This window comes from Acidovorax radicis (genome assembly GCF_020510705.1).
Taxonomy (GTDB): domain Bacteria; phylum Pseudomonadota; class Gammaproteobacteria; order Burkholderiales; family Burkholderiaceae_C; genus Acidovorax; species Acidovorax radicis_A.
In genome coordinates this window covers 2,893,411-2,917,284 of the sequence record NZ_CP075184.1, presented here as the reverse complement: position 1 = coordinate 2,917,284, position 23,874 = coordinate 2,893,411, and the positions used below count along the sequence as shown (strand labels likewise).

Below are 23,874 nucleotides of genomic sequence, written 5' to 3'. Positions count from 1 at the left end.
CTGCGACGCTGTGGCGCAAGGGCGCGCTGCGGCCCACTGCGGCGCACTGTGTGTGGTGCTATCTAATGAATAGCTGCTAGCGCTTGTCTATAAAGCGCTACAGGCCTATTTTGCTAAAAAACAGCCACCCATTCCATCGCCACGGGCACCCCTGTCACCGGGTGGGTGAAGGCCAGGTGGCTGGCGTGCAGCAGCAGGCGCGGGGCCTTCGTTTGCGCTGCGGCGTCGGCATACAGGGCATCGCCCAGAATGGGGTGCCCAATGGCCGCCAGGTGCACACGCAACTGGTGGGTACGGCCAGTAACGGGCTCCAGTTCGACGCGGGTGGTCTGGGCCACCAGGTCATGCGCCACGGCCCGCCAGCGCGTCAGGCTGGGCTTGCCCAGGGTGTGGTCAATCACGCGCAGCGGGCGCCGCTCCCAGTCGGCCGCGATGGGCAGGTCGATGTCGTTCCAGGTGTTGTCCAAGGCCCCCACAAGCCCTTGCACCACGGCCTGGTAGCGCTTGTGCACCTGGCGCTCGGCAAACGCGTGGCCCAGGCGCCGCTGCACGTCGATATGGCGGGCCATGAGAACCAGCCCCGAGGTGGCCTGGTCGAGCCGGTGCACGACGAGCGCATCGGGCCAGCGCTGTTGCGCGCGGGCGCTCAGGCAATCCTGCTTGTCAGGCCCACGGCCTGGCACACACAGCAGGCCCGAGGGCTTTTGCAGCACCAGCAGGTCGGCGTCCTCATACGCCGCGTCCACAGTGGCGGCGCAAGCGGGCAGACTCATGCCTGGCCCGACACCAGCCGCTGCACGGTGGCGCAAAGTTCTTCCACGTCATTGGGCTTGTGGATCAACGCCTGTGCGCCCTCAGCAAGTGCGGCCTGTTCGATCTCTGCCGTGACGTAGCCCGACGCCAGGGCCACGGGCAGATCGGGGCGGATGAGGCGGGCCTCGCGCACCAGGTCCACCCCACAAAAACCGGGCATGTTGTAGTCGGTCACCAGCAGGTCGTAGCGGTGAGGATCGGCGCGCAGCGCGGCTGTGGCCTCGTGGGGGTCGGTGAAGCCGCTGACCACGTAGCCTCGGCGGCGCAGCAGGCGCTGCACCAAAAACACCAGCGCCTGGTCGTCATCCACGTACATCACATGGGGTTTGCGTGCAGGGGGCTCGCCGTCGGCCACGGGCGAGGGCGTGTCGGCTGCGGGCATGGGGGGCGCGGCCTCCACCAACACCTGGGCAGCACTGGCCGGTGCCACCGGAAAATACAGCGTGAACCGGCTGCCGTGGCCTGGCGTGCTGTGGACGTCCACCGCGCCCTCGTGGGTACGCATCACGCCGTGCACCACCGCCAGGCCCAGGCCCGTGCCCTGGCCTACGGGTTTGGTGGTGAAGAAGGGCTCAAAGATGCGTTCGAGCTGGGCTGCCTCCATGCCGGGGCCGTTGTCGCGCACGGTCAGCGCCACATAGTCGCCCGCCGCCAGACCCAGCCTCTCTCCCAGGCGCTGGTCGGGCTGCACTGTGCAGGCCTCTACATGGATGCTGCCGCGCTCGGTGCCTATGGCATGGACCGCATTGGTGCACAGGTTGAGCAGGGCCTGCTCCACCTGGGTGGCGTCGGCCAGCACCGGGGGCAAGCTGGCTGGCAGTTGCATGTGCAGTTCGATGGCCGGGGGCAGGGTGACACGCAGCAGGCGCTCGGTGTCGTGCGCTGCTTCGGCCAGTGAGACGGCGGCGCGGCGCGGGGGCTCGTTGCGGCTGAAGGTGAGGATCTGGCGCACCAAGTCGCGCGCCCGGCGGCCGGCTTTTTCGATTTCGGTCAGGCTCTCCAGCACGGGTGAGCCGGGCGGGCTGTCGGCCTTGGCCAGCTCCACGTTGCCCAGAATGGCCCCGAGGATGTTGTTGAAGTCGTGTGCAATGCCACCGGCCATGGTGCCCACGGCCTGCATCTTGTGGGACTCGCGCAGCTGTGCCTCCAGCTCGTTGCGGTGGGCCTCGGCCTTTTTGCGGCCCGTCAGGTCGCGCGCAAACACCGTGGTGGTTTCGCCTTCGGCATGGCGCTCGAACGACACGCTCACTTCCACGGCCAGCTCTTTGCCGCTGGCCGTGAGCGCCGTCATCTCGCCCAGCATGGCTTGGGTGGTGAGCTGTGCAAACGCCAGTGCCTGCGCCGCATCGGGCAAAAAACGGTCGAGCGTGCTGCCCAGGGCATCGCTGGCACTGCACTGAAACAGCGCCGCTGCCGTGGGGTTGAACACACTGATGCGCTGGTGCTGGTCCACGCAGACAATGGCATCCAGCGCGGAATTGATGACGGCCTCCAGCCGCTTTTCGCTGGCATAAATCTGCTCGTTGCGCTGCAGCAGCGCACGTGCGCTTTGCTGCAGTGCCTGGCGCTCGGCCAGCAGCGGGCCCTGGTCGATCAACACGCACAGGAATTGCGGCAACGGCGGCCCGCCATCCTGGGGGGCCTCGATGCGCGCGATGTGCAGATCGCCGGTGATGCGCGTCTGCTCGTTGATGGAAAAGACGACTTCCTTGACTTCGCTGTGCCCCAGGTTTTCGGCTTGCACAAACGCCTCGCGCACGCGCCGTGTGTCCTGCGCGCCCACAAACGGCATCAAGGCCGAAAGGGGGCGGTCGCGCTCCGTGGGCTGAAAGGAGCGGTGGGCCATCGAGTTGGCCTGCACCACCATGTCGTGCTCGTCCACCACCATGAGGGCCAGAGGCACGCTGGCAAACAGGGTTTCGAAGCGTTCATACGCGCTTTCGGCCACGGTCTGGCTGTAGCGCAGCACCTTGTTCTGGCTTTCCAGCTCGGCCTGGTAAGCGCGCAGTTCGGCTACCAGGTCATCGACCGGGGTGCCCGTCAAGGCGGGCGCCGGTGGGGAGCGTGGGGCGGTTTTGACCGCTGATCCACCCGGGCGGGCGGGCATGCGACCCGATGGGTCCAGAAAAGAAAGATCGGGTTCACTCATGGGAATGCAGCACTGTCCACATAGAAACCTGCGCACCAAGGCGGCGTGCCGTACCGTGCTGTGGGTTGCCAGAACACAGCGCCGAAGTGTACGCCCCGCAGGCCTTTGCTCACGCGGATGGCGGGCGTGACGAATGCCTGCATATGCACGTTTTGAGGCGATTTTTGGCTGATCGATGGCCTATTGTTCGTGAAATGGGAACAGTGCTTTTCCCCGCCATGCCTTACAAAGTGCCAGGTGCTTGCCTACATTACCTACACGGCACCTTGACAACCGGGGCCGGCACATAGAACCCCCTTTTTCTGAATACGGCATTCCACCATGACCTCTATCGATACCGCAGGCTCCCAACCGCTGCTGAACCAATTGCAATGGCGTTATGCCGCCAAGAAGATGAACCCTGCCAAGAAGGTGCCGCAAGAGAAGGTGGAGCGCATTCTCGAAGCGGCACGCCTGGCGCCTACGTCCAGCGGCTTGCAGCCGTTTGAGATTTTTATGGTCACCGACGCCGCCGTGCGCGCCAAGATCCAGCCCATCGCATGGAACCAGGCGCAGATCACCGACGGCTCGCACCTGCTGGTGTTTGCCGCGTGGGACAACTACACCGTCGAGCGCATCAACATGATGTTCGATTTGACCAATGAGCAGCGCGGCTTCAAGAACGAAGGCTGGGAAAACTATCGCCAGATGCTGCTGGGCACATACCCGCAGCGCGATGCCGAAGTGAACTTTCAGCACGCCGCACGCCAGGCCTACATCGGCATGAGCGCTGCCCTAGTCGCTGCGGCTTTTGAGCAAGTGGATTCCACACCCATGGAGGGCTTTGACGCCAATGCCCTCGATGACATCCTGGGTCTGCGCGCCAAGGGTCTGCGCAGCGTCGCCATCATGCCGCTGGGTTACCGTGCCGACGAAGGCGACTGGCTGGTGAACCTGAAGAAAGTACGCCGCCCGCGCGAACAGTTCGTGACCGAAGTCTGAGCCGTTCGCTTTCAGACATCTAAAAGGCCGGGCAGCTGCCCGGCCTTTTTTGCGTGTGCAGCATCAGCGCGTGGCCGGGGCAGCATCCGTTACGCGGCGCATCGGCGTCAGCACCAAAGCCAGTGTGGTGAGCACCACCAGCGTGCCGCCACTGGTCGCAAACAGTTGAGGCAGCGTGATGCTTTTCATCACCCAGCCCGTCACCGCCGCAGAGATTGGCGCTAGGCCCATGAAGATGAACATGAACAGGCTCATCGCGCGGCCCAGCAGGGCAGGCGGTACACGTTGCTGGATCCAAGTGAACACACTCACCTGCATGAAGCCACCCAGCAGGCCGATGACCAGCATCAACGTCGCGCCCTGCCAGACGGCGGTGATCATGCCCATGGGCATGAACAGCACACCGATGATAGTGTCGAACGCCAGGATGGTCATGCCCAGGCTGCCAAGACGCAGCCGTGGCACCGTGCCCGACACCACCATGCCCAGCAGCGTACCCGCACCGTGGGCGCCCAGCATGATGCCGAAAGCGGCCGCGCCCAGCGCTGGCGTGCTGCTGGCCAACACCGGGATGGCAATGTGGATGGGCCCCATGATGAACAGGGCAATCGCGCTCCAGTAGAGAAAGCAGGTGCGCAGCTCGCCATCGCGCCAGAAGTGAACCAGGCCCTGCGCCACCGATGCCAGCACCGCCTGGGGTGCGGCTGCCGGTGCCGAATTGCCTGCATGGGGCTGCACCTTGGACAGTGTCCAGGCCGACACCGCAAAGCTCAGGGCATCGAGCGCAAAAGCGATGCCGATGCCGGTGGCATTGGCGTGGGCCGGTGCACCGGCAGCTCCTTGGGGCGCGTCGCCCGCACCAAACAGTGCAATCAGCAGTCCCGCCAGCAGGGGGCCGAGGAACATGGTCAGCTGCCGCAGCCCCAGGCTGATGCCGTTGGCGGCCTGCAATTGCGAGCGCGCCACCACATGGGGCATCATGGCCGTGGCTGCTGGGATGCTGAAGGCTGTGGCCAGCCCAATGCCCAGCGACAGCGCGTACACCATCCACAGCGTCAGGGTGCCCGCAAGCACCAAGCCCGCCAGCACGGCCAGCAGCACCAGGTTGATGTACTTGGTGATCATCAGCACCTGCTTGGGCGAGTGGCGGTCTACCAGTGCTCCGCCAATCAATATGAACAGCGCGCGCGGCACGCTGATGAGGGCCAGCACGGTGCCCAGCACCAGGGTGTCGCCCGTCATCTGCAGCACCAGCCAGGGCAGGGCAATCAGCGTGAACTGGTCGCCCAGCATGGACAGCAGGGAGCCGCCCGTCATCCAGCGGAAGTTGTGGTCTTTGAACAGCGCCGCGCGCGGGTCGTGAGAAGGGCCAGGGCGGGGAGGCTGTGGCTTGTGGGGTGATGCAGTGTCAGTAGTCATGTGTCGATCCATTCCAGGGGGCCGACTGTGCAGCCTCACGTTGCGTGAGGGTCAAGCACTTTTCAGAAATTCTGGGTCACTGTGTTGGCGGCGGCGGCGGCGGCGGTGCCGTGGCTGCGGATGCCGTTGTCGCTGGCTCGATGTGCGCCAGTGCGGCTTGCAGATAGGCACGCACGGGCGCACTCAGGGGCGAGCCCGCCTGCAGCAGCGGTTCGTTGGCGGAGGCCGTGAGCAGTTTTTGGCGCAGCTGGGGGCTCTGGCGGGCCAATGCATCAAACAGCGTGTTCCAGCGCAATGCGGCGGCCATCGCATCGGGGTGGTGGGGCGCAAGGGCCCGCGTCATAAGCTGTTGAACGTCCCGCTCCAGCGTCGCCCAGTCGGTATGGGGCACATGGCCCAGCGTGCGCAGGTCGTCACGGGTCAGGTACTTTTCAAGCAGTGCCATGCGCAGCTTGATGGCCGTTTCGATGTACTCGATCATGTCGCCATGCGGTGCATGGTTGCGCCCCTGGGTGCTGGGCTCGGTGCGGAACATGTGGCCCCAGCGCTCCAGCATGTCGAGGTCGCCTTTCATCCAGTGCAGCATGAGCGCCATCCAGCGGTAGGCCAGCGCCTGCACCTCGGGCGTGTCGGGCGCCAGTTGGCGGTCCATGGCGCTTTGCACCAGGTCCTTGACTGCCAGCCAGTCGGCCTCGATGAGGTTCCAGTTCTGAAAGATGTGCTTGAGTTCGGCCGAGCTGAAGTACTTGCCGTAGGTCGTCATCAACGCCAGAGCCTCCAGCCAGTTGCCCATGTCAGGATCGGCGCCGGCCATCAGGCCGTCCCGCAGCATGGTCAGGCGCCCGCGCAGTTCCGTGGCCTGTGCGATCTGCTGATCGAGCGAGCGGATCTGCTGCCCGATGATGCGCTCGGGGGCCATGCCTTCGCCCGCCAGCAGCTCCCCGATGTCACTGAGCGCCAGGCCCATCTGGCGCATGGTCTGGATGCCGTGCAGCCGCTGCACGTCGGCCTGGCTGTACAGGCGATAGCCCGCCTCGGACCGGCCCGAAGGCTTGAGCAGGCCAACCTCGTCATAGTGGTGCAGCGTGCGCACCGTCAGGCCGGTGCGCCGCGCGAGATCACCAACCTTCAGCAACACGAGCGATCCCACGATGCATCTTGCATTCCCCCTGAACGACACAACTGGCGCTCCTCAAGCCAGGGCAGCCGAACAAGGGCCGCCCCGCAGCGAGGGCTGCGTCCCCCCTTGGAGGAAGGCGCCACAGGCGACTCAGGGGGGATTCCATTTCAGCGACCGACTGAAATCAGCTCGATCTCGAAGTTGAGCGTGGCGTTGGGTGGGATCACACCGCCCGCTCCCCGGGCACCGTAGGCAATGCTGGGCGGGCAGGTCAGCTTGGCCTTGCCGCCTGGCTTCATGCGTTGCACGCCTTCGGTCCAGCAAGGGATCACCCCGTTGAGCGGGAACGACGTCGGTTCGCCGCGCTTGTAGGAGCTGTCGAACTCCTTGCCGTCCAGGAACATGCCCTTGTAGTGCACCTTGACGGTGTCGGTGGCCTTCGGGGAATCGCCCGTGCCGTCCTTGAGCGATTCATAGACCAGGCCACTGGCCGTGGTCACGGGCTTGGTTTGGGCCATGGCGGCGGGGGCGATCACGAGGCTGGCGAGCACGAGGCACAAGAGGTTTCTCAAAGGGGTCTCCTTGGGAGGGGGGTAAAACAGACAAGCCGCGATCTTATTCGCCTTTGTGGGGGCGCCTGGGCATGCTGGGCCATGAAAAAGCCCCCGTGCAAGCGGGCTGCACGAGGGCTTTGTAGCGACGCCACTACGGTTCGCAGGGGCGTCGTCTGCGCACAGGGCGTGAATCAGGCGTAGTCGCTCACGGGGATGCAGCTGCAGCTCAGATTGCGGTCACCCCACACGTTGTCCACCCGGCCCACCGGCGACCAGTACTTGTTGCTGCGCAGGGCGGCCACAGGGTAGGCGGCGGCTTCGCGGGCGTAGGGGCGGGCCCATTCGGTGCCCAGCAGACTCTCGGCCGTGTGGGGGGCGTTCTTGAGCGGGTTGTTGTCCTGCGGCCACGCGCCGTTTTCGATCTGGCGGATTTCTTCGCGGATGGCAATCATCGCGTCGATGAAGCGGTCGATCTCGAACAGCGTCTCGCTCTCGGTGGGCTCCACCATCAGCGTGTTGGGCACGGGGAAGCTCAGCGTGGGCGCGTGAAAGCCGTAGTCGATCAGCCGCTTGGCCACGTCCTCGGCCATCACGCCGCTGGTGTCCTTGAGCTGGCGCAGGTCCAGGATGCACTCGTGCGCCACATGGCCCGGCTTGCCATCCTTGCCTTCGCTTGCGTACAGCGTGGGGTAGTGGTCTTTGAGGCGTGCGCTGATGTAGTTGGCCGAGAGAATGGCGGTTTCGGTCGCCGCCTGCAGGCCCTCGGCACCCATCATGCGGCAGTACATCCAGCTGATCGGCAGCACGGCGGCATTACCCAGGGGTGCGGCCGAGACGGCGCCCACGCCACCGGGCACACCGGCTGTGGCATGGCCCGGCAGATAGGGCACCAAGTCGGCCACCACGCACACGGGGCCCACGCCGGGGCCGCCGCCGCCGTGGGGAATGCAGAAGGTTTTGTGCAGGTTCAGGTGGCTCACGTCGCCGCCGAATTCGCCGGGGGCGGCCACGCCCACCAGGGCGTTCATGTTGGCGCCGTCCACGTAGACGCGGCCGCCGTGCTGGTGCACCAGGGCGCACAGCTCCTTGACCTGGGTCTCGAACACGCCATGGGTGCTGGGGTAGGTGATCATCACGGCGGCCAGGTTGGCGCTGTGCTGCTCGCACTTGGCTTGCAGATCGGCCATGTCCACGTTGCCGTTGGCATCGCAGGCCGTCACTACCACTTGCATGCCCGCCATTTGGGCGCTGGCGGGGTTGGTGCCGTGCGCGCTGCTGGGGATCAGGCAGATGTTGCGGTGGCCGTGGCCCTGGGCCTCGTGGTAGGCCTTGATGGCCAGCAGGCCTGCGTATTCGCCCTGGCTGCCGGCGTTGGGCTGCAGGCTGATGCCGGCATAGCCCGTGGCCTGGCACAGCCAGGCGCGCAGTTGCTCGTCCAGTTCCTGGTAGCCTAGCAACTGGTCAGCGGGTGCAAACGGGTGCACGTTGGCGAACTCGGGCCAGGTGATGGGGATCATCTCGCTCGTGGCGTTGAGCTTCATGGTGCAACTGCCCAACGGGATCATGCTGCGGTCCAGCGCCAGGTCCTTGTCGGACAGCTGGCGGATGTAGCGCAGCATGGCCGTCTCAGAGTGGTGGGTGTTGAACACCGGGTGCGTGAGGTAGCTGCTGGTGCGGCGCAGTTCGGCGGGGATCAGTGGTTCGACGCCTTTTTCAAAGGCGTCGAAGGTGGGGTGTTGCTGGCCATCCTTGGCGAAGACTTTCCACAGCAGCTCGATGTCGGCGCGCGTGGTGGTCTCGTCCAGCGAGATGCACAGGTAGTTTTCGAAGTAAATTCGCAGGTTGGCGCCCATGGATACTGCGCGATTAGCTATGGATTTTGTAGCGTCGTCGGTTTTGAGAGACAACGTGTCGAAGCAAGCCTGTGGGCGCACCGGCGCGCCCAGCTGCGTGAGCCCCTTGGCCAGGATGGCCGTGTAGCTGGCCACGCGCTGCGCAACGCGCTTGAGGCCTTGGGGCCCGTGGTACACGGCGTACATGCTGGCGATCACGGCGGGCAGCACCTGCGCGGTGCAGATGTTGGAGGTGGCCTTTTCGCGGCGGATGTGCTGCTCGCGCGTTTGCAGGGCCAGGCGGTAGGCGGGTTTGCCGTGCACGTCCATGCTCACGCCCACCAGGCGGCCGGGCATGGAGCGCTTGAACTCGTCGCGGCAGGCCATGTAGGCGGCGTGGGGGCCACCGGCGCCCATGGGCATGCCAAAGCGCTGCGTGGTGCCCACCACGATGTCGGCGCCCCATTCGCCGGGCGGGGTGATCAGGGTGAGGGCCAGCAGGTCGGCCGCTGCGATGAAGGCGGCCTGTTTGGCATGGGCCCTCTCCACGTCGGCGCGCAGGTCATCAATGCGGCCGCTGGTAGCGGGGTACTGGGCCAGCACGGCGAAATACTCGCCATTCAGCGCGGCGTCCCATTCGGCGGCGGAATGGGCCAGCACCACGTCGATGCCCAGGGGCTTGGCACGGGTCTGGATCACTTCGATGGTTTGCGGATGGGCGTCGCCAGCCACCACAAACACATTGCTTTTGCTCTTGACCGAGCGCTTGGCCAGCGTCATGGCCTCGGCGGCAGCGGTGGCCTCGTCCAGCATCGATGCGTTGGCAATCGGCATGCCGGTCAGGTCGCAGGCCATGGTCTGGAAGTTGACCAGCGCCTCCATGCGGCCCTGCGAAATCTCGGCCTGATAGGGCGTGTAGGCCGTGTACCAGGCCGGGTTCTCCAGAATGTTGCGCAGGATGACGCCCGGCGTGTGGGTGCCGTAGTAGCCCTGGCCGATGAAGCTCTTCAAGACCTGGTTCTCCGATGCAATCGCCTTGAGTTCGGCCAGCGCCGCCGCTTCCGTGATCGGCAGGGGCAGATCCATCGCGGTGCTGCGCGCGATCGAGCGCGGCACGATGCTTTCGATGAGGGCGCGGCGCGAGGTCTCGCCGATCACCGACAGCATGTGCGCTTCGTCGGCCGCGTCGATGCCGATGTGACGGGGCAGGAATTCGGTGGCGTTTTCAAGCTCGCCAAGCGGCAAGGCGGATTGCATCAACATGGTGGGGCAGTCTCGAAGAGGGAATCGGGGTCAGGCGTTCTTGGCGAAGTCGGCGTAGGTGGCTTCATCCAGCAGCGCATCGAGCTGGCTGGCGTCACTGAGCTTGACCTTGAAGAACCAGCCGGTATTGAGCGGGTCGGAGTTGGCCAGCGAGGGGTCGGCACGCAGGGCTTCGTTCACTTCGGTGATCTCGCCAGAGACGGGCATGTACACGTCGGCGGCGGCCTTCACGGACTCCACCACGCCAGCGACATCGCCTTGGGCAAGGGTCTTGCCCACTTCGGGCAGGTCCACAAACACCACATCGCCCAGCGCGTCTTGCGCGTGGACAGTGATGCCGACCACGGCTGCATTGGCGTCAGCGGCGTTGATCCATTCGTGGTCTTTGGAGAATTTGACGGTCATGGGAAGGCTCCTCAAGCAACTAGAAAAATGAAAGGAATCTGCAATGTAGCGGCCGCAGGCGCGCTCTGTGCGCTGCGCCGGGCGAAATCAGCCGCGGAAGTAGTTGGCGGGCAGGAACGGCATGGCGCGCACTTCCATCGGCACGGCCTTGCCGCGCACGATGGCGTTGACGCGCGTGCCGATGGCGGCAAACGCGGGCGCGATATAGCCCATGGCCACAGGCTCGTTCACCGTGGGGCCCAGCAGGCCGCTGGTCACTTCACCAATCTTCTGGCCATCGGTGTTTTGCAATTCGGTGTGTTCGCGCACAGGCACACGCTCCAGCGCGACCAGGCCCACCCGTTTGCGCGGCAGACTGGCGGGGTTGTCGATCTGCGCCAGCACCTTGTCAGCGCCGGGGAATCCGCCTGCGCGGGCGCCACCCGTGCGGCGCACCTTCTGGATCGCCCAGTTCAGCGAGGCTTCGGGTGGTGTGGTGGTGGTGTCGATGTCATTGCCATACAGGCACAGGCCGGCTTCGAGGCGCAGCGAGTTGCGCGCGCCCAGGCCAATGGGCTTGACTTCCGGCTGCGCCAGCAGCGCGCGGGCCAGAGTGTCGGCTTGTGCGGCGGGCACCGAGATCTCGAAGCCGTCTTCGCCCGTGTAGCCGCTGCGGGTCACGAAGCAGTCGCAGCCTGCTATGGAGAAATTGCCGCCTGTCATGAACACCAGCTTTTCCACGCCGGGCGCCAGGCGGGCGAGGGCGGTGGCGGCCTGTGGGCCTTGCAGGGCCAGCAGAGCATGGTCGGGCATGGGAGAGACCTTGCAGCGCTGGCCAATGCGCGCCTGGATGTGGGCCATGTCGCCCACCTTGCAGGCGCCGTTCACGATGACGAACAGGGTGGGCTCGCCGTTCACCACGCCCTGGTTGAAGAACATCAAATCGTCGATGACCGTGCCCTCGTCGGTGAGCAGCAGGCCGTAGCGCTGTTTGCCCACGGGCAGGTCGATCACGTCCACGGGCATGAGGGTTTCAAACGCCGCAGCCGCATCGGGGCCGACGAGCTTGAGCTGGCCCATATGCGAGACGTCGAACAGTCCTGCCGCGCTGCGCGTGTGCTGGTGCTCAGCCATCAGGCCCGCAGGGTATTGCACGGGCATGGAATAGCCTGCAAACGGCACCATGCGGGCGCCCAGCTCGATGTGCAGGGCGTTCAGGGGCGTGGTGAGCAGGGGGGCGGCGGTGGCAGGGGTAGAAGCGGTCAAGGCGGAACTCCGGGGCAAATAGGGGCCGCGACCACCATGGGTCACGGAATTTGCCCTGCTGTCCGCTCTACCTGAGAGATTCACCGCAGCGCCTTGGCTGGCCGTGCGGTTTGCTCCTTCGGTGGGTGGCCTCGCGCACAGTTTTCATGTGGGGGCCACCTCTCTCCAGCAAGGGAACGCCCGCATCACTGCGGGCGGTTGTCAGTCCTTTTGCCTGAGCGTTCGGCTGCTGCCTGCGCCTTCGGCGGTGCGGTTGTCCTGATGGCAAGACGGAGCACTCTCTCCTGACCCGACGAATTCTAACTACTTTGCGTAGACCAGATCGCGAAGTGCCAGCGAGATCGAGGGGACGTACGTGATGATCAACAGGCACACCAGGATCACGCCGACAAAAGGCAGCAGGTGTTTGATGATCCGGTCCAGCGAGATTCTGGCTACCGTGCAGGCTGCAAACAGGTTCACGCCAAAAGGCGGCGTGATCATGCCGAGCGCCAGGTTCACAACCATGATGAGGCCGAAGTGCACAGGGTCAATACCGAAGTGCATGGCCACGGGCGCCAGGATGGGGGCCAGCACAATGATCGCCGCGCTGGTCTCGATGAACATGCCAATCACGAACAGCGCTGCATTCACGCCAAGCAGGAACAGGGCAGGGGACTGCAGCACTGCCTCCAGCCAGCGGCCGATGGCATCCGGCACACCAGCGCGCGTGATAAGGAAGGCGAACAACCCGGCGTTGGCGATGATGAACATGATCACCGCCGACGAGATGGCCGACTTGCGCAGGATGGCGAACAGATCCTTGAGCTTGATCTCGCGGTAGATCACCAGACCCACGACCAGCGCGTAGAACACGGCCACGGCCGATGCCTCGGTGGGGGTGAACACACCGCCATATATGCCGCCCAGAATGATCACGGGCATCAGCAAGGCCCAACCGGCCTGCAGCGTGGCCTTGCCAAAGGGCATGCGCCCATCGCCGTCGTTCTTGCCCCAGCCCTTGTACTTGCAGTACGCCCACACGAAGAACATCAGCGCGCCACTGATCAGCAACCCAGGGCCAAAGCCTGCAATGAACAGCTCGCCAATCGATACCTCGGCGCTCACGCCGTAAAGGATCATGGGGATGGAGGGCGGAATGATCACGCCCAACTCGGCGCTCGTGGCCTGCAGGGCCGCAGCATAGCTGGTGGGGTAGCCATGCTTGATGAGCGCAGGAATCAGGATGGCGCCGATGGCGAACGTGGTGGCCACCGACGAACCTGATACGGCCGCAAAGATCATGCAGGTCAGCACGCAAGTCATGGGCAGGCCACCCTGCACGCCACCGACGATGCTCTTGGCGAACTCGACCAGGCGGCGCGAGATGCCACCGGTTTCCATCAGGTTGCCCGCCAGAATGAAGAACGGAATGGCAGCCAGCGGAAACTTGTTGATGGCCCCGAACATCTCCTTGACGGAAATGAGCATGCTCGCGTTGGATGCCTGGATACCCAGGATGGATGCGAGTCCGATGGATACGGCCACTGAGACGGTGAGCGCAAAGCACAGCACCATCGTTGAAATCATGACCATGCTCATCGTGTTGCCCCCACGCTCGGCATTGCATGTCCTCGCTGCCCTTTGAGAGGGGCGTTCATTGGTTTGAGGCGGCTCGGCGCGGCGTTCATTGGGCGGTCTCCAGTTCCATACGCAGTGGGTCGATGAGGTTGCCGATGATGCCGATCACACAAAATAGTCCACCCACCGGCATGGCGAGATAGGCCCAGAACATGGACACGGACTCCAGCCCTGCCATGCTCTGAACGCCGCCGCGTTGGGCGTAGTCCCAGCCCCACCAGATGATGATGCCGATCAGGGTCAGGGCGGCCAGCGCCACCACCCAGTCCAGCACCCGCTTGACGCGTGGCGGACTCCAGCGGTACAGCACGTCCACGCTCACCATCGCACCCTGGCGAAAGGCGGCCGGGATGGCCAGAAAGACCATCCAGATCAGGCTGAAGCGGATGAGCACTTCTGTCCACTCGGCAGGCTGCTCCAGTACAAAACGCGTCACGATCTGGAACATGCCCAGCGATGCCGATAGGGCCAGCATGGCGCACGCCCCCAGCATGGCGATGAACGTGGTCCAGCGCTCAAAGGTCAAAAATGAATTTTTCATGGGGCAATGCCGACCGTGGAGTGATAGGCAGGGTGATGGCAAATGAACACGGGCAGGTAAAGAATGAAAACGCCCGTTAGCGCAATGGCTACGGGCGTTTTTAGCTATTTTATCAATAGCGTTGACCGAAAGGCCGAGTTACTTGAAATTGCGGATCTTGTCGAGAGTGGCTTTGCCGAACTGCTTTTCGAACTCGGCATTGACGGGCGCCAGCGCGGCCACAAACTTGGCTTTGTCCACGTTGTCGATCACGGTCATGCCTTTGGCGCGCAGATCCGCAACGCCCTTGGCATCGTCTTCGTCAACCCGTGCACGGTTGGCCTTGGTGCCTTCCTTGGCAGCGTCGAGGAACGCCTGTTTGTCGGCAGCGCTTAGCTTGTCAAAGGACGCCTTGTTCATCACAAAGATACAAGGCGAATACACGTGGCCCGTGAGCGTGAGGTGCTTTTGCACCTGGTCGAACTTGGCAGAGATGATGACAGGCAGCGGGTTCTCCTGTCCGTCGACGGTGCCTTGCTGCAACGCGGTAAACACTTCAGGGAAGGCCATGGGTGTGGTGATGATGCCAAAGCCCTTGTAGGCTGCGATGTGCACGGGGTTCTCCATCGTGCGCATCTTCAGGCCCTTGAGGTCGCCCGGCTCTTTCACATCACGCTTACTGTTGGTCATGTGGCGAAAACCGTTTTCGGCCCAGGCCAGGGCCTTGAATCCTTTGGCATCAAACTTGGTCAGCATCTCCTGACCGATGGGGCCGTCGAGCACGGCACGCGCATGGGCCTTGTCGCGGAACAGGAAGGGTACGTCCAGGATCTTGGTTTCAGGTACGAAATTGGGAATGGGACCGGTGGAGCTGAACGCCAGCTCCTGCGTGCCCAGTTGCACGGCTTCAATCGATTCGCGCTCGCCACCCAAGGCACCGTTGTAGAAGGTCTGCACCTTGTAGCGGCCGCCAGTGCGCTTTTCGACTTCCTTGGCAAACGTGTCGATGGCCACGCCCTGGTGGGAGTTCTGGGCGGTCGAAATGCTGATGCGCATGGTGGTCTGCGCGGCAGCAGTGGCCACAAAACCCAGAGCAAGGCTCAGGCCGATGACGAGTTTGGACAATTGCATGGTGTCTCCTGTTGTGTGGGGCCGCTGGCCTCGATAAAGAATGCGCCTATGGGCGCAGATGCGGTGGAGTGGCAGCAGTCAAATTATGGCGGTGCAACATGGCCCCAGGCATCGGGGTTTGTGCTGGTAAGCGTGCTTATTAATGCGGCATGCCATGCCGCTGGTGACGCCGCTTGTGGCGATCTCCCCCACGCTGCCAAACGTCGGGGCGGTGCCTAAAAGCAGTAGGGCCTGGGCTTTGGGCTGCATGGCTCACCACCCATCGCCATGCGGGCTCAAAATGCCAAGGGCCCCGCGCTGGCGGTAACCAGCCGGGGCCTTGTCAGTTCGTGCACTCCGGTAAGAGCGCCTTGATGGATGAAGTATGCGCGGCAGTCCGAAGATGAATTTGCTGAAATCAGTCCATTTGCACTTGTTTTCAGAAGAATTTTCTGTAAAGCGGTGTTTTGCTGAATAATCAGGCTAATGGATCGACTGGATAGAAAAATTCTCGCTGTGCTCCAAGGCAATGCCCGCGCCAGCCTGCAAGAGATCGGGCAGGCCGTGGGGCTGAGCGCTTCGCCGTGCTGGGGCCGCATCAAGAAGATGGAAGAGGCCGGCATCATCCAGGGCTACACGGTACGCATCGACCCCCAGGCGCTAGATCTGGCCGACACGGTGCTGGTGCAGGTCACGCTCGACAGCCATTCCGACAACACGCTCGAAAAATTTGGCGAGACGCTGGCCAGTATTCCCGAGGTGATCGAGGCGCACCTGGTTTCCGGCGACTACGACTACCTGTTGCGTATCGTCGTCAAAGACACGCGCGACTACGAGCGCTTGCTGCGCGAGAAGCTCTACAAGATCAAAGGCATTCGCCACAGCCGCTCCAGCTTTGTGCTGCGTACGCTGAAGAAGGCTGATCTGCCGCTGTTCGCGGGTTAGCCTCGCGCGACAGCGGCAGCACACCACAGCCACAACTTTCATAAAAAAAGGCCTGCAATGCAGGCCCATCAAGCGCAAGGCGCTATGAATATTGATTACATGCCCGAGTAGTTCGGGCCGCCGCCGCCTTCAGGCGTCACCCACACGATGTTCTGCGTGGGGTCCTTGATGTCGCAGGTTTTGCAGTGCACGCAGTTTTGCGCGTTGATCTGCAGCCGCTGCGCATCGCCGCCTTTGGTGGTGTCAGGCACAAACTCGTACACCCCTGCCGGACAGTAGCGCGCCTCGGGGCCCGCGTACTTGGCCAGGTTGATGTTCACCGGCACGCTCGCGTCCTTGAGCGTCAAGTGCGCGGGCTGGTTTTCTTCGTGGTTGGTGTTGCTGATGAAGACGCTGCTCAAGCGGTCAAAAGTCAGCTTGCCATCGGGCTTGGGGTAGACGATGGGCTTGCACTGGGCGGCGGGCTTCAGGTAGGCGTGATCAGGCTTGTCACGGTGCAGCGTCCAGGGGATATGGCCGCGCAGCACAAACTGCTCGAAACCGTTCATCAGCGTGGCGGTGGTCAGGCCGTACTTGAACCAGTTCTTGAAGTTGCGGTCCTTGTTCAGCTCGGTGTGCAGCCAGCTCTTTTCGAAGGCTTCGGGGTAGGCCGTCAGTTCGTCGTGCTGGCGGCCTGCCACCACGGCGTCGTAGGCGGCTTCGGCGGCCAGCATGCCGGTCTTGATGGCGGCGTGGCTGCCCTTGATGCGGCCCACGTTCAGATAGCCCGCATTGCAACCGACCAGCGCGCCGCCTGGGAAGATGGTCTTTGGCAAGGCGTTGATGCCGCTGGCGTTGATGGCGCGCGCGCCATACGAGAGGCGTTTGGCCGTGACTTCGCCCTTGTCGTTTTCGAAGTAATAGCGGATGTTGGGGTGGGTCTTCCAGCGTTGGAATTCCTCGAACGGGCTGAGGTAGGGGTTGGTGTAACCCAGGCCGGTGACAAAGCCCACCGCCACCTTGTTGTTCTCTGCGTGATAGAGGAACGCGCCGCCGTAGGTGTCGTTTTCCATCGGCCAGCCAGCGGTGTGCAGCACCAGGCCAGGCTGGTGGCGGGACGGGTCGATTTCCCACAGTTCCTTGATGCCGATGCCAAAACTCTGCGGATCGCGGTCCGCGTCGAGTTGGTAGCGTGCGATGAGCTGCTTGCCCAGATGGCCGCGCGCACCCTCGGCAAACACGGTGTATTTGCCCAGCAACTCCATGCCGAGCTGAAAATTCTCGGTGGGCTCGCCGTCTTTGCCTATCCCCAAGTTGCCGGTGGCAACGCCTTTGACCGCGCCGCCTTCGTTGTAGAGCACTTCAGCCGCGGCAAACCCGGGGAAGATCTCCACGCCCAGGGCTTCGGCCTGTTCCGCCAGCCATTTGGTCAGGTTGCCCAGGCTGACGATGTAGTTGCCGTGGTTGTGCGCGAAAGGCGGCAAAAACATGTTGGGCACACGAAAGCCCGATTTTTCGCCCAGAAAAACATAGGCGTCGTCGGTCACGGGCTGGTTCAGCGGCGCGCCGCGTTTCTTCCAGTCGGGGATCAGCTCGGTCAGGGCCTTGGGGTCCATGATGGCGCCAGAGAGAATGTGCGCGCCGGGCTCGGAGCCCTTTTCGAGCACCACCACCGAAACGTCCTGGCCTTTTTCTGCAGCCAGTTGCTTGAGGCGGATGGCCGTGGCCAAGCCGCCTGGGCCGCCACCGACGACCACCACGTCATATTCCATGGATTCACGGGGACCGTATTGGGCAAGAATTTCATCGTTCGTCATGGGCGTCTCGTCGGGCGTTTGATAATGGTCTGAATTTCAACAGGCAGGCGTGGCAATTGCTGTCTGACTGGCGACTGATTGTATTCATGGAATACAGACAAAAGAACGGTCGTTCTTTTTTATGGGAATTGGGAGGATTTCAATGACCTACAGCATCGACTTGTCGGGCCGCGTGGCCTTTGTCACCGGGGCCTCCAGTGGCCTGGGCGCCCAGTTTGCACGCACGCTGGCCAAGGCCGGCGCCGGCGTGGTGCTGGCCAGCCGGCGCATTGAAAAGCTCAAGGAACTGCGCGCACGCATCGAAGGTGAGGGCGGCGATGCCCACGTGGTCGAACTCGACGTGACCGACCACGACTCCATCAAGTCCGCCGTCGCGCACGCCGAGACCGAAATGGGGTCGATTGACATCCTGGTCAACAACTCGGGCGTGAGCACCACGCAGCGCATCCAGGACGTGACGCCCGAAGACTACGACTTCATCTTCGACACCAACGTGAAGGGCGCTTTCTTCGTGGCGCAAGAGGTGGGCAAGCGCATGCTGGCCCGCTCGCGCGGCGCGGCGCCGGGCAGCTTCACCGGTGGGCGGATCATCAACATTGCCTCGATGGCAGGCCTCAAAGTGCTGCCGCAGATCGGCGCCTATTGCATGAGCAAGGCCGCCGTGGTGCAGATGACCCGCGCCATGGCGTTGGAATGGGGCCGCTTTGGCATCAACGTCAACGCACTGTGCCCGGGTTATATCGACACCGAGATCAACCATGACCATTGGCGCACCGAGCAAGGCCAGAAGCTCATGGCCCTGCTGCCGCGCAAGCGTGTGGGCCAGCCCCAGGACCTGGATGTGCTCATCGTCATGCTGGCCAGCGACCAGAGCCACTTTGTCAATGGCGCGGTGATTGCTGCGGACGACGGCTTCGCCGTATGAAGATCGAGATCCCTGAGATCAAAAAGCGGGTGTTTGAAATGCGCTTTCCGGTGCGCTGGGGCGACATGGATGCGATGGGCCACGTCAACAACACCGTGTACTTCCGCTACCTGGAAACCGCGCGCATCGAGTGGATGGTGTCGGTGGGCTGCAACCCCGACCCGCGCGGGCAGGGGCCTGTCATCGTTAACGCGTTCTGCAACTTCTACAAGCAGCTGGAATACCCGGCCGACGTGCTGCTCAAGCTCTACGTGAGCGACCCCGGCCGCACCACGTTCGAGACCTGGGGCACGATGGAACGCGTGGACCAGCCCGGCGTAATTTGCGCGGCGGGTGGAGCCACGACGATCTGGGTGGACTTTCCGCAGCAGAAGGCCGCGCCCTTGCCCGACTGGATGCGGGCACTGGTCACCGCAGATTGAAATTTAAATGAAATAGGGCTGTAGCGCTTATTGAATAAGCGCTAGCAGCTATCAAATCAATAGTAAATTGCCTGAGGCACTCACTTCTGTTTGGGCACGCGCCCCATCAGATAGAACTCTGGGTTGGGCAACATGCCCGCAAAGCTGGCCATGCGGTTGGACAGACCGAAGAAAGCGGTAATGGCTGCGATGTCCCAAATGTCTTCGTCATCGAAACCATGGGGGTACAGGGCTTCGAAGTCCGCGTCGTCGATCTCATGCGCGTTCTGGCACACCTTCATCGCGAAGTCGAGCATGGCGCGCTCTCTTGGGCTGATGTCCGCCTTGCGGTAGTTCACCGCCACCTGGTCGGCGATGAGGGGCTTCTTTTCGTAGATGCGCAGGATGGCGCCGTGGGCCACCACGCAGTACAGACACTGGTTGGCCGCGCTGGTGGTCGTCACGATCATCTCGCGCTCGCCTTTGGTCAGGCTGCCTTCTTCCTTCAACATGAGGGCATCGTGGTAGGCGAAGAACGCGCGCCATTCGGCGGGGCGGCGCGCAAACGCCAGGAACACGTTGGGGATGAAGCCCGCCTTCTCCTGCACTTCCACAATGCGTGCGCGGATGTCTTCGGGCAGGGTGTTGAGGTCAGGGAAAGGGTAGCGGCTCATGTCGTCTCCGAAGGTGGTTATGTGCAATGGGTGGGCGATGAAAGGATGCTGCAAGTATCAAGGATGCCACTGCGTCGCTCGCACGGGGCTCTGTGAAGGAGCGGCTGTGTTGCCGGCCAGTGCATACGACAGCCGGGTGGCAGCGGCGATCACGGTCTGCGCCAGAGCCTCCAGTTTTTCAGCCGGCAGGCGCGACGCCGGGCCCGAAATGCACACCGAGCCCATGAGCCGCCAGTGCATGCCAAACACGGGCGCAGACACCGTGGCCACGCCCTGCTCGCGTTCGCCAATGGACCAGTGGTAGCCCTTCTTGCGGATGTCTTCATAGGCTCTGCCCGGCTCGCCGGAGAACGCCAGGATCACGCGGCCTGGCGAGCCCTTGTCCAGCGGCAGTCCCTCGCCCATGCGCGCATGGTGGCGCAGCGCCTGGGGGCCTTCCACGCGCACCAGGCAGGTCCGCACATTGTCTTCGCGCACATAAAAGGCCGCGCTTTCGCCCGTGGCAAGGGTCAGCTCGCGCAGCGCGGGCTCCAGCACGTTCTGCACGTCAAAGCCTGCCTGGTAGCGCGCGCCGAGCCAGCCGGCTGCCGGGCCCAGGCGCCAGTCGCCATCCTCGCGCTGCACCATGAAGCCCGACTGCGCCAGCGTGCGCGCCAGGCGCAGCACCGTGGTCTTGTGCAGGCCGCAGCGGCGGCTCAGCTCGGCCAGCGGCAGGCTCGATTCGCCCAGTACAAAGGCCTCCAGCACTTGCAGCGCGCGCGTGACGGCAATCACGCCGCCCGTTTCCTTGCCCGCGCTGCCGTCCGTCTCGGCTTCTCGCTCCGGTTGTGGGTTGCGCGCCAAGGGGGCCCTGGCAGGCACGGGCGCCTTGGCGGGGGCAGGGGGCAAGGGAGGTTTTTTGCGAAGGTTGCTCACGGCGCAATTCGTTTCATGGTGCGAAACAGCATTGTATGGGTTGAAACGTCTGCGTACAGTCGCCGCCACAGCGCCGGGCCTGCAGCAGATTGTGCAGAACGGCGTGAAGAACCACCCACAAGGAGACAAATCCATGCCCGCTTTTTCATCTCGTTTGCTTTCGCGCTCCCTGGGGGCGCACCTGTGCGCCGCCGTGGTTGGCCTTGTCGCTGTGGCAGCGCCCTTTGCAGGCGCTCACGCGCAGGCCGCCTATCCCAGCAAGCCAATCCGCCTGATCGTGCCGTTCCCACCCGGCGGTGGCACCGACATGATTGCACGCACCGTCGCGCAAAAGCTGACAGAGCAGAACAAGTGGAATGTCATTGTGGACAACCGCCCCGGCGCCGGAGGCAACCTGGGCGTGGACGCGGCCGCCAAGTCGCCCGCCGATGGCTACACGCTGGTGATCGGCCAGACCAGCAACCTGGCCATCAATCCCACGCTGTACCCGAAGCTGCCTTACGACCCGCTCAAGGACCTGGTGCCCGTGGCGCTGGTGTCGTCCTCGCCCATCGTGATGGCCGCGCCCGCCAATTCGCCGTTCAAGAGCTACGCGGATGTGGTGGCTGCCGCCAAGGGCAAGCCCGATGCATTGACCCTGGGCTACTCGGGCAACGGCACCGTGGCCCACCTGGCCGGGGAGCTGGCTGAAAACGCGGCCGACATCAAGCTGCGCCACATCCCCTACAAGGGCGCGGCCCAGGCTATGACGGACCTGGTGGGCGGGCAGATTGACCTGTACATGTCGTCCGTGCCCACGCTGCTGGGCCAGGTGCGCAACGGCAAGCTCAAGGTCCTCGCCATCACCTCGGCCAAGCGCTCCCCGCAACTGCCCGATGTACCTACGCTGGCCGAATCCGGCTACAAGGGTTTCGAAGCCGTCACGTGGTTTGGCATCCTGGCACCGGCCGGCACGCCCGCGCCCATCGTGGCGCAACTGAACAAGGCCATCAACCAGGCTTTGCAGCACCCTGAAGTGGCTGAAAAACTGCGCTCTGAAGGCGGCGATGTGCTGGGCGGCACGGCCGAGCGGTTCAGTACGCTGCTGCGCACCGAAGTGCCGCGCTGGTCCAAGATCGTGAAGGATTCGGGCGCCAGCCTGGATTGAGCGATACCGCGGCCCGCACGTCGTTCGCTACCCCCCCCTTTCTTCGCTCCCCCGGCCCTCGCCATGTCCAGCGAAAGCCTTGCTGCGCCGGTGCCATTTTCGGCAGGCACCGGTGTGCCCCGCGCCGCGCTGCCAGCGGGCGCGTGCGACTGCCATGTGCATGTGTACAGCCGCCGTTTCCCTGCTGCATCCGGCGCCCGGCTGCTGCCGCCCGACGCCTCGGCGCAGGACTACCGCGCGCTGCAGCGGCGTATTGGCACCACGCGTTCCGTGCTGGTCACGCCATCGACCTACGGCACCGACAACCGCTGCATGCTCGAAGGGCTGGCTGCACTGGGGGCGATGGGGACTGAAGCACGCGGCGTGGCGGTCATCGACGGCACCGAAAGCGATGCCGAACTGCATCGGCTGCACGCCAGCGGGGTGCGTGGCGTTCGGCTGAACCTGTCGTTGGGCATATCGGGTTCGGTGGATTCCATCGTGCCCCTGGCCCATCGCATCGCGCCTCTGGGCTGGCACCTGCAATTGCTGATGGCACCCGACCTGCTGGTGGCGCAGGCGCAGGTGCTTCACACCCTCCCAGTGCCTGTGGTGTTCGACCATTTTGGCCGCATCGCGCCAGCGCAGGTGGGGACTCACGCCGCCCATGCGTTGTTGCTGGACCTGCTCCAGCAAGGGTATGCGTGGATCAAGCTGTCGGGCGGCTACATCGTGAGTGCCCTGCATTCGGTGCAAGACCCTGCGCTGGACGCCCTGGCCGCGAGCTACCTGCGCTGCGCGCCCGGGCGCGTGCTGTGGGGCAGCGACTGGCCGCACGCCACCGCATCGGCCGGTGTGCAGCCCATGCCCGACGACGCACGCCAGGTCGACCGGCTCATCGATTGGACCCATGCCTGTGGTGCAGACGTTTTGCTCCACCAGGTGCTGGTGGACAACCCGCATGCCCTGTATGGCTTCGCCAAGCCGTCTTGCCCTTCCCATTTCTGACTCTCTGGAAAGCCCCTCCATGACCATCCACTCCCGCAACCTTTCGCCCATCGCCCGTCGCAGCCTGCTGGCGCTGGGTGCTGCCTTGTGCGCTGTTCCTGTGTTTGCACAGAGCGACTGGCCCGGGGGCAAGATCATCACCTGGGTGGTGCCGTATCCACCCGGCGGCAGCACCGATGTGCTGGGCCGCAACATCGCCCAGCGCCTGGGGCCGGCCCTCTCCACCAACGTGATCGTGGACAACAAGGCCGGCGCTACCGGCACCATCGGCGCAGCCTATGTGGCCAAGGCGCAGCCAGACGGGCTGACCTTGCTGGGCACCTCCATTGGTCCGCAGGCCATTGCGCCGCACCTGATGGCCAAGTTGCCCTACGACCACATCACCGCGTTCGAGCCCGTCATCACCATTGGCACCATCCCTCACATCCTGGTGGTGGGGCCGCATCAGCCTTTCAAGACCGTGGTCGACCTGCTGGCGGCCGCCAAGGCGCAGCCTGGCAAGCTGGCGTTTGCGTCGGGCGGCAACGGCACCATCTTGCAGATGCAGGGCGAGCTGCTGCAGCAGCAGACCGGTGCGCGCTTCATCCACGTGCCCTACAAGGGCGACACCCCGGCCCTGCAGGACACGCTGGCCGATCAGGTGCAGTTCATGTTCGCCCCCGCCGCTGCCGCGCTGCCCCACGTGCAGGCAGGCAAGCTGCGCGCCCTCGCGGTCACTTCCGTCCATCGCCTGCAGGCGCTGCCTGCCGTGCCCACGATGGGCGAGGTGGGGATGAAGGATTTCGTGGTCGAGCAGTGGCAGGCCGTGTTTGCCCCTGCCAAGACACCCGCGCCCGTGGTGCAGCGCCTGAACCAGGAAATCAACAAGGCGCTCAAGGACCCGGCTGTGGCCGCGCTGGCCGACAAGCTGGGCGTGACCCTGGTCGGCGGCACGCCGCAGCAGCTGGGCGCTTTGCAGAAGGCCGATTCCGCCAAGTGGGCCAAGGTCATCAAGGACGGAAACATCAAGGCCGACTGAAGTCGCCGGTGCCCCTGCCCACTGCTTCCTCACCC

21 protein-coding genes and 2 riboswitches are annotated in these 23,874 nt (G+C 64.0%); of the genes, 7 read left to right on the top strand and 14 right to left on the bottom strand.

Translation table 11 applies throughout. The annotated features are described in order from the left end of the window. Window positions 1–113: 113 nt before the first annotated feature. Together KI609_RS13300 and KI609_RS13295 are read right to left on the bottom strand one after the other, a co-directional pair. Window positions 114–773 (bottom strand): RluA family pseudouridine synthase, encoded by a 660-nt coding sequence (locus KI609_RS13300; protein WP_226443917.1) that lies wholly within the window; start codon window positions 771–773, stop codon window positions 114–116. Then, window positions 770–2,962 (bottom strand): PAS domain-containing sensor histidine kinase, encoded by a 2,193-nt coding sequence (locus tag KI609_RS13295; protein ID WP_226443915.1) that lies wholly within the window; start codon window positions 2,960–2,962, stop codon window positions 770–772. Before KI609_RS13295 ends, KI609_RS13300 begins: the two co-directional genes overlap by 4 nt. A 321-nt stretch (window positions 2,963–3,283) precedes the next feature. Here KI609_RS13295 and KI609_RS13290 point away from each other — a divergent pair, with 321 nt between their 5' ends. Further along, on the top strand, window positions 3,284–3,943 hold the full coding sequence (locus KI609_RS13290; RefSeq protein WP_226443913.1) for an NAD(P)H-dependent oxidoreductase: 660 nt from the start codon (window positions 3,284–3,286) through the stop codon (window positions 3,941–3,943). A gap of 63 nt (window positions 3,944–4,006) precedes the next feature. Here KI609_RS13290 and KI609_RS13285 read toward each other — a convergent pair whose 3' ends face one another. The 9 genes from KI609_RS13285 to KI609_RS13245 form a co-directional block, all read right to left on the bottom strand. Next, window positions 4,007–5,362 carry an MFS transporter gene (locus KI609_RS13285; protein ID WP_226443911.1) on the bottom strand — a complete coding sequence of 452 codons (1,356 nt, stop codon included), beginning with the start codon at window positions 5,360–5,362 and terminating at the stop codon, window positions 4,007–4,009. 76 nt (window positions 5,363–5,438) lie between these two features. Further along, on the bottom strand, window positions 5,439–6,500 hold the full coding sequence (locus tag KI609_RS13280) for a MerR family transcriptional regulator (protein WP_226443910.1): 1,062 nt from the start codon (window positions 6,498–6,500) through the stop codon (window positions 5,439–5,441). A 149-nt stretch (window positions 6,501–6,649) separates the two neighbouring features. Further along, window positions 6,650–7,054, bottom strand: a complete 405-nt coding sequence (locus KI609_RS13275; protein WP_226443909.1) for an FKBP-type peptidyl-prolyl cis-trans isomerase — start codon at window positions 7,052–7,054, stop codon at window positions 6,650–6,652. Between the two features lie 173 nt (window positions 7,055–7,227). Next, on the bottom strand, window positions 7,228–10,131 hold the full coding sequence (gcvP, locus tag KI609_RS13270) for an aminomethyl-transferring glycine dehydrogenase (protein ID WP_226443908.1): 2,904 nt from the start codon (window positions 10,129–10,131) through the stop codon (window positions 7,228–7,230). Between the two features lie 30 nt (window positions 10,132–10,161). Beyond that, entirely contained in the window at window positions 10,162–10,536 is a 375-nt protein-coding gene (gene gcvH, locus KI609_RS13265) for a glycine cleavage system protein GcvH (RefSeq protein WP_226443907.1), read from the bottom strand. Between the two features lie 87 nt (window positions 10,537–10,623). Continuing rightward, the gene (gene gcvT, locus KI609_RS13260; protein ID WP_226443906.1) at window positions 10,624–11,781 is read right to left on the bottom strand and encodes a glycine cleavage system aminomethyltransferase GcvT; all 1,158 of its coding nucleotides are present in this window, start codon (window positions 11,779–11,781) and stop codon (window positions 10,624–10,626) included. 48 nt (window positions 11,782–11,829) lie between these two features. Further along, window positions 11,830–11,960, bottom strand: a riboswitch (glycine riboswitch). Between the two features lie 13 nt (window positions 11,961–11,973). Next, window positions 11,974–12,078, bottom strand: a riboswitch (glycine riboswitch). 6 nt (window positions 12,079–12,084) lie between these two features. Continuing rightward, complete coding sequence (locus KI609_RS13255) at window positions 12,085–13,362, bottom strand: TRAP transporter large permease (protein ID WP_226443905.1); 1,278 nt, start codon at window positions 13,360–13,362, stop codon at window positions 12,085–12,087. Between the two features lie 85 nt (window positions 13,363–13,447). Beyond that, window positions 13,448–13,942 (bottom strand): TRAP transporter small permease, encoded by a 495-nt coding sequence (locus KI609_RS13250; protein WP_226443904.1) that lies wholly within the window; start codon window positions 13,940–13,942, stop codon window positions 13,448–13,450. 138 nt (window positions 13,943–14,080) lie between these two features. Then, complete coding sequence (locus KI609_RS13245) at window positions 14,081–15,052, bottom strand: TRAP transporter substrate-binding protein (RefSeq protein WP_226443903.1); 972 nt, start codon at window positions 15,050–15,052, stop codon at window positions 14,081–14,083. A 465-nt stretch (window positions 15,053–15,517) separates the two neighbouring features. Here KI609_RS13245 and KI609_RS13240 point away from each other — a divergent pair, with 465 nt between their 5' ends. Continuing rightward, entirely contained in the window at window positions 15,518–15,976 is a 459-nt protein-coding gene (locus tag KI609_RS13240; protein WP_264181339.1) for an Lrp/AsnC family transcriptional regulator, read from the top strand. Between the two features lie 95 nt (window positions 15,977–16,071). On the opposite strand, the gene KI609_RS13230 is transcribed toward KI609_RS13240, so the two are convergent. Continuing rightward, window positions 16,072–17,772, bottom strand: a complete 1,701-nt coding sequence (locus KI609_RS13230; RefSeq protein WP_226443902.1) for an electron transfer flavoprotein-ubiquinone oxidoreductase — start codon at window positions 17,770–17,772, stop codon at window positions 16,072–16,074. A 142-nt stretch (window positions 17,773–17,914) separates the two neighbouring features. Between KI609_RS13230 and KI609_RS13225 the strand changes: the two genes are divergently transcribed. Together KI609_RS13225 and KI609_RS13220 are read left to right on the top strand one after the other, a co-directional pair. Beyond that, window positions 17,915–18,697: an SDR family oxidoreductase gene (locus KI609_RS13225; protein ID WP_226443900.1), complete on the top strand. Its 783-nt coding sequence runs from the start codon at window positions 17,915–17,917 to the stop codon at window positions 18,695–18,697. After that, window positions 18,694–19,119 (top strand): acyl-CoA thioesterase, encoded by a 426-nt coding sequence (locus KI609_RS13220; protein ID WP_226443898.1) that lies wholly within the window; start codon window positions 18,694–18,696, stop codon window positions 19,117–19,119. Before KI609_RS13225 ends, KI609_RS13220 begins: the two co-directional genes overlap by 4 nt. 80 nt (window positions 19,120–19,199) lie before the next feature. On the opposite strand, the gene KI609_RS13215 is transcribed toward KI609_RS13220, so the two are convergent. Together KI609_RS13215 and KI609_RS13210 are read right to left on the bottom strand one after the other, a co-directional pair. Further along, window positions 19,200–19,772, bottom strand: a complete 573-nt coding sequence (locus KI609_RS13215) for a peroxidase-related enzyme (protein ID WP_226443896.1) — start codon at window positions 19,770–19,772, stop codon at window positions 19,200–19,202. Window positions 19,773–19,829: 57 nt separating this feature from the next. After that, complete coding sequence (locus KI609_RS13210) at window positions 19,830–20,615, bottom strand: IclR family transcriptional regulator (protein WP_413463427.1); 786 nt, start codon at window positions 20,613–20,615, stop codon at window positions 19,830–19,832. 205 nt (window positions 20,616–20,820) lie between these two features. Here KI609_RS13210 and KI609_RS13205 point away from each other — a divergent pair, with 205 nt between their 5' ends. The 3 genes from KI609_RS13205 to KI609_RS13195 all read left to right on the top strand — a co-directional run bounded on the left by KI609_RS13205 (window position 20,821) and on the right by KI609_RS13195 (window position 23,839). Then, window positions 20,821–21,834, top strand: coding sequence for a Bug family tripartite tricarboxylate transporter substrate binding protein (locus KI609_RS13205; RefSeq protein ID WP_226443894.1), 1,014 nt, complete (start codon window positions 20,821–20,823; stop codon window positions 21,832–21,834). A gap of 63 nt (window positions 21,835–21,897) precedes the next feature. Next, window positions 21,898–22,821 (top strand): amidohydrolase family protein, encoded by a 924-nt coding sequence (locus KI609_RS13200; RefSeq protein WP_226443892.1) that lies wholly within the window; start codon window positions 21,898–21,900, stop codon window positions 22,819–22,821. A 19-nt stretch (window positions 22,822–22,840) separates the two neighbouring features. Further along, window positions 22,841–23,839, top strand: coding sequence for a Bug family tripartite tricarboxylate transporter substrate binding protein (locus KI609_RS13195; protein WP_226443890.1), 999 nt, complete (start codon window positions 22,841–22,843; stop codon window positions 23,837–23,839). The last annotated feature ends 35 nt before the right edge of the window (window positions 23,840–23,874 follow it).